Below are 5855 nucleotides of genomic sequence, written 5' to 3'. Positions count from 1 at the left end.
CCCACCCGGTCACGCAGAAAGCTCTTCCCGCAACGCGTCCCGCAACCGCGCCGCCCGCTCAGCGACCTCCCCCGGCCCCAGAGAAACGGCGAGATCAGCCCATCGCTGCCCCTCCGCCAACTCCCCCCGCCGCGCATACACCAGCGCCAACCGCAACGCGGCCCGCCCATGGCCCGCCTCAGCCGCCCGAGCCCACCACACCGCGGCCTCGGGCTCACTCCCCTCCCGGGCCAGCAACAGTCCCAGGTTGAACGCCCCGTTTCGAGAACCCGCCTCAGCGGCGGCCCGATACCAACGAGCCGCCTCCACCACGTCCCCGCGAGCCGACGCCAGCATCCCCACCCGCACCTGCGCCCGACGGTGCCCCTGGGAAGCCGCCCGCTCGTACCACTCCTCGCATTCGGTCTTCTCGTGCGCGATCTCACCGAGCTCGTGCGCGGGCGCCTGCGGACGCCGGGCGTCGAGCACGGAGGCCAGCCGGTACGCGGCCTCGGGGCTCCCCCCGCCCGCCGCACACCGCAGATACCGCTCGGCCTCCCGCTCGTCCCCGTCGCGGAGCCGGGCGATGCCGACCTGCAGCGCCGCCTCGGTGTGCCCGGCGCCGGCGGCCCGCTCGTACCAGCGCAGCGCGGCCGTCTCCTCGCCCCGTCCGGCGTGCAGGATCCCGAGGTTGAAGGCGGCATCGACACTGCCCGCCTCGGCCGCCTTGGAGAACCACGGCTCGGCCCCCGCCGCGTCCCCGCCCTGCAGCAGCAGAATGGCGAGCGCGTTCGCGGCCTCGCGGTGCCCCGCGTACGCGGCCCGCCGGTACCACTGTTCGGCCTGCGCGGTACGCGACTGCTCGGCGCAGAGCAGCCCGAGGTTGTACGCGCCGTTCACGTCCCCGGCGTCCATGGCCGCCCGGTACCAGCGCTCGGCGGTCTGGGTCTCGCCCCGCTCGGCGTGCAGCGCGCCCAGCGCGTTGGCCGCGTTGCCGTCCCCGTCCTGGGCAGCCCGCAGCCACCACACGGCGGCGCTCTCGGAGTCGCCCGCGTCGCGCAGCAGGAATCCGAGCGCGCACGCGGCCCTGGCCTCGCCGTCCTTGGCGGACGTCAGATACCAGCGCCCGGCCTCCTTCAGCTCACCGCGCTTCTCCAGAATGGCCCCGAGGTGCAGCGCGGCCCGCTGATGTCCCCGCGCGGCAGCCTGCCGGTACCACTGCTCGGCCTCTCCCGAGCCGCCGTCGCCGGCACCCTCCTCGACACCCGCGTCAGCAACGGCCTTGCGGTCGAGCGCGCGGGCGATCCGGTACGCGGCCTCCCGGTGTCCCCGTTCGGCGGCGACGCGCATCCACTGCTCCGTGGCCACGTCCCCGCGGTGCTCCAGCAGATCGGCGAGGGCGTACGCGCCCAGCACGTGCCCCTGCTCGGCGGACTGGCGCAGCCAGTACTCGGCGGCCGGCTCGTCGCCGCGCTCACGGTGGTGGCGACCGAGCGCGTGGGCGGCGGGAGCCGATCCCGCGACGGCGGCGATCCGCCACCATCCGGCGGCGTCGTCCGCGTACCCGCGCTGATGGAGGAGGACACCGAGGTTGTTGGCCGCGGCACGGTCACCGGCGGCGGTGGCGGCACGCAGCTGAGGCTCGGCTCCGTCGAGATCACCGCGACGCAGCAGCATGGCTCCGAGGACACTCATCGCCTCGACGTCGCCGGCCTCGGCGGCGAGCCGTTGGCGTGCCTCTTCTACCGCCTCGCCGGTTTCGTCCCGGTCGGAAGGCTGCACAAATCGCCCTGTCTCCAACAGAGTTGCCTTGTCCCCCATAACGTCCATCGTCGCACCACCTGCAACCTGGGTACACCTGGTATACCGCAGCCAGTGAGGTCAATTCAGCGTTTTGTCGACATGCCCACAGAGAGACAAGTCAAACACAGTTCCCCTCAAGTGCCCCTGGAAGGCGCGACCTTAACCTGGTCGGCACATGCGTTCGCACACCACGAAGGCCCGGATCCTTGGAGGATCCGGGCCTTCGCAATCAGTAGCGGGGACAGGATTTGAACCTGCGACCTCTGGGTTATGAGCCCAGCGAGCTACCGAGCTGCTCCACCCCGCGCCGTTGTGTTCCAACCGTACCACGGCGCGGGAGGAGCGGAGGCCGCAGCCTCAGCAGGCCCGACCAGCACTAACCGCTGCTCGAACTGCTGCTGGGACTGCTACTTGGGCTACCGCTCGGGCTGCCGCTGGGACTGGGGCTCGCCTTGTCGGTCTTGTCGGTCTTGTCGGTCTTGTCGGTCTTACCTGCCTCGGCCTGTGCCTCCTCGGCCCGCTTGAGGGCGTCCTCAAGGGCCGCCTGTGCCTTGCCGTACGCCTCCCAGTCGCCCTTCTGGAGAGCCGTCTGGCCGTCGGCGAAGGCCTTCTGGGCGTCTGTGAGCGCCTCTTGGACCGTCGGGCTGTCGGACGCCGGTGGCGGTGTCGTCGTGCCGCTGCCCTCGTCCGGTGGCTCGGTGGTCGTGCCCTGCGCGCCGAAGACCTTGTTGAGCGCGGCGTCGAGGGTGTCCTCGAAGGCGGTCTGGCCGCCGTACGTCACCAACACCTTGCGCAACAGCGGGTACTTGAGGCCGCTGCCGCGTACGTAGACGGGTTCCACGTAGAGCAGCCCGCCGTCGAGCGGCACTGTCAGCAGGTTGCCGTACTCGATCTCCGAGTCCCCGCCTCTCAGTAGCCTGATGGACTCGGCGATGTCCTGTTCGGAGTTGAACTGGCTCTGGACCTGTTTGGGTCCGTCGACTGTTCTGCTCGTCGGCAGCTTCAGGATTCTGATCCTGCCGTAATCGCTCGTCCCCGCCTCGGCGTTGACCGACATGAAGGCGCTCAGGTTGTCCCGGCCGTTCGGCGTGAACGTCGTCGTCAGGGAGAACGCCTGCGCCTGCTGGTCGGGCATCTTCATGCTGAGGTAGTACGGCGGCACCGCGTCGCCCGACTTGTTGCTCGGGTCGTCCGGCACCTGCCACACCTCGGAACCGCTGAGGAACGTCGAGGCACTCGCCACGTGGTAGCGGGTCAGCAGCTCGCGCTGGACCTTGAACAGGTCCTGCGGGTACCGGAGATGGGCCATCAGCGAGGCCGAGATGTCGCTCTTCGGCTCGACCGTGTTCGGGAACGCCTTCATCCAGGTCTTCAGGACCGGGTCCTTGGTGTCCCACTGGTAGAGCTTGACCTCGCCGGTGTACGCGTCGACGGTCGCCTTCACCGAGTTGCGGATGTAGTTGACCTGGTTCTGCTGGGCCACCACCGCACGCTGGTTGTTGTTGGCGGTGAGCGAGTCGGCCGTCGTGTCCCCCAGGGTGGTGCGGGAGGCGTACGGGTACCCGTTCGTCGTCGTGTACGCGTCGACGATCCACTGGATCTCACCGTCGACGACGGCCGGGTAGGCGTCGCCGTCGATGGTCAGCCAGGGAGCGACAGCCTCGACCCGTTCCTTGGGCGTGCGGTTGTACAGAATCCGCGAACCCTCGCCGATGGCACCGGAGTAGAGGATCTGCGGCTCACTGAACGCGACCGCGTACGCTGCGCGGTTTATCGGGCTGGAGAGGCTGACACCGCTCTTCGCCTTGTAGCTGGTGGTCTTCTCGCCGGCGTCGTCGGAGTAGTCGATCTCCTTCTGGGGACCGCCGACGATCGAGTACTGGCTGGTCTTCTCGCCGTAGTAGATCCGCTGCTGGTACGTCCCGAGGTCACCCGTGGACGGCAGGTCGGACTCGGTGAAGACCGGGCGTCCCTCGGCGTCCGCCGTGGTGCCCTTGGCCGCGACCACACCGAATCCGTGCGTGTAACGGAAGTGGTCGTTGATCCAGTTGTTCTTCGGAATGCCGTTGAGGTTCAGCTCACGCAGCCCGATGACCGTGTCCTGGTCCTTGCCGTCCTTGCTGTACCGGTCGACGTCCAGGTTGGTCGGGAACGCGTAGTAGTTACGCATCTGCTGGAGCTGCTGGAACGTCGGCGACACGATGTTCGGGTCCATGATGCGGATGCTGGCCGTGGCGTCCACGTCGTCCCGCAGCTTGGTCTTGTCCTCGGTGTCGCTGCGGCCGGCGTACTCGCTGACCTTGGCGCCGTCGATGCCGTACGCCTCGCGCGTCGCCTTCAGGTTCTTCTCGACGTACGGGGCTTCCTTCGCCTGCTCGTTCGGCTGGACCTGGAACTTCTGCACGATCGCCGGGTACAGCCCGCCGATGAGGATGGCCGAGAGGACCATCAGTCCGAAGCCGATGACGGGCAGCTGCCAGGTGCGCCGCCACAGGGTCGCGAAGAACAGCAGCGAGCAGATGATGGCGATGCAGAACAGGATCGTCTTCGCCGGCAGATAGGCGTTGGCGTCGACGTACCGCAGACCCGTCCAGTTGCCGGTCGCCTTGAAGTCACTCGACTTCACCGCGAGGCCGTACCGGTCGAGCCAGTACGCGACCGCCTTGAGGGCGACGAAGATACCCAGCAGCACGGACAGGTGCCCGGTCGCCGCGGCCGTGGCACGGGCACCCGGACTGGTGACGCGCAGCCCGCCGTACAGGTAGTGGGTGAGGGCGGCGGCGATCAGGGAGAGGATCGTGGCGGCGAAGCCGAAGCCCATCAGGAAGCGGTACCAGGGCAGGTCGAAGGCGTAGAAGGACACGTCCAGACCGAACTGGGGGTCCTTCTGTCCGAAGGACACTCCGTTGACCCACATAAGCCAGGTCCGCCACTGTCCGGACGCCGACGCGCCCGCGATGAGACCGACCAGGACGGTGACACCGAGCAGCAGCCACTTCTTGTAAGGGGCGATGCCCATGCGGTACCGGTCGAGGCTCTGCTGCTCCATCGACATGGCGCTCAGCGGCGGGCGCAGCCGGTGCGCCAGCCAGATGTTCACCCCTACCGCTGTCGCCATCAGCAGACCGAAGACGAGGAAAAGCCCGATCTTGGTCCACAGCGTGGTCGTGAAGACAGATGAGTAGTCGACCGAGCGGTACCAGAGCCACTCCGTCCAGAAGCCCGCGAACATGATGAACGCCATGCCGAGTACGGCAAGGACACCCAGTGTCATGAGCAGGGTCCGGACGCGCCGGGACGGGCGGCCCACTCTGATCCGTGGCCCCTGCGGGCCTCCGCCGCGGTCCGGCATCTGGAAAGCCAAGGTTGGCACCTCAAAAGTCGCTGTCGGTCCGTCAGGCCCCCGTGATCGCGGACCATCCGTCAGGCCCGTGATCGTAGGGGCCTCACCTATGCAACTTACTCACGCTTTACTCGGTTCCCGTTTCGGGCCATGAACGAGGCAGGATTGTGACCATGTCCAACACTCCCATGGCGGCGAACCCGCTCACCCGGGCCGTACTCGAGATCGACGAGTACGCCTCCGGCCTCGGCTGGGACCAGCCGGCTCGTCTCTTCGCCCTCGTAGACACTGCCCGGTTGCGGGTCCAGGAACCCGCTCTCGCGGCCCAGCTCGGCCTGGCGGAGGAGCAGGCGACCACCGGTCTGACCCCGATCGAACAGGACGAGATCCCGGCGGGCAAGCCGCTGGACGAGTTCCTCGCCACCATCGCCTGGCCCGACTCGGTGATGGGCTGCGCCCTCACCGTCGAGCGCCTGATGCTCCCGCCGTCCGCGGAGGCGGCGGTCCCGCAGGGGCTGAGCGACAAGAAGCTGGCGGCCTGGGTCGCCGCGCACCCCGACCGTCAGGAGGTCCGGATGACGGTCGCGGTCCTGCGCGACGGCACGCGTGACTCGGCGGTGCGTCTGCGCGAGAAGGACGCGGCGACGGAGGTGCTCACGGGGGCGGGTCTGGTGCCGGGCCTGGCGGAGGCACTGTCGGCGACGTTCGCGGACTGACGGAGGAACGAGTG

At 68.7% G+C, this 5855-nt stretch carries 3 protein-coding genes and 1 tRNA gene; 1 reads left to right on the top strand and 3 read right to left on the bottom strand.

Annotation, left to right across the window (positions count from 1 at the left end; all coding sequences use genetic code 11):
- Nucleotides 1-9 precede the first annotated feature (9 nt).
- From STRTUCAR8_RS03905 to STRTUCAR8_RS03895, 3 genes are all read right to left on the bottom strand, one after another.
- Nucleotides 10-1809 (bottom strand): tetratricopeptide repeat protein, encoded by a 1800-nt coding sequence (locus STRTUCAR8_RS03905; RefSeq protein WP_044471595.1) that lies wholly within the window; start codon nucleotides 1807-1809, stop codon nucleotides 10-12.
- 206 nt (nucleotides 1810-2015) lie between these two features.
- Nucleotides 2016-2089 (bottom strand) — tRNA-Met (locus STRTUCAR8_RS03900).
- Nucleotides 2090-2158: 69 nt separating this feature from the next.
- Nucleotides 2159-5134 (bottom strand): UPF0182 family membrane protein, encoded by a 2976-nt coding sequence (locus STRTUCAR8_RS03895; RefSeq protein ID WP_044471594.1) that lies wholly within the window; start codon nucleotides 5132-5134, stop codon nucleotides 2159-2161.
- A 164-nt stretch (nucleotides 5135-5298) separates the two neighbouring features.
- On the opposite strand from STRTUCAR8_RS03895, the gene STRTUCAR8_RS03890 reads away from it, so the two are divergent.
- Nucleotides 5299-5841: a PPA1309 family protein gene (locus STRTUCAR8_RS03890; protein WP_044471593.1), complete on the top strand. Its 543-nt coding sequence runs from the start codon at nucleotides 5299-5301 to the stop codon at nucleotides 5839-5841.
- Nucleotides 5842-5855: the final 14 nt, after the last annotated feature.

This window comes from Streptomyces turgidiscabies Car8, assembly GCF_000331005.1.
GTDB classification, from domain to species: domain Bacteria; phylum Actinomycetota; class Actinomycetes; order Streptomycetales; family Streptomycetaceae; genus Streptomyces; species Streptomyces turgidiscabies.
The sequence above is the reverse complement of the archived record's forward strand: the minus strand, read 5'-3'. Positions and strand labels throughout refer to the sequence as shown.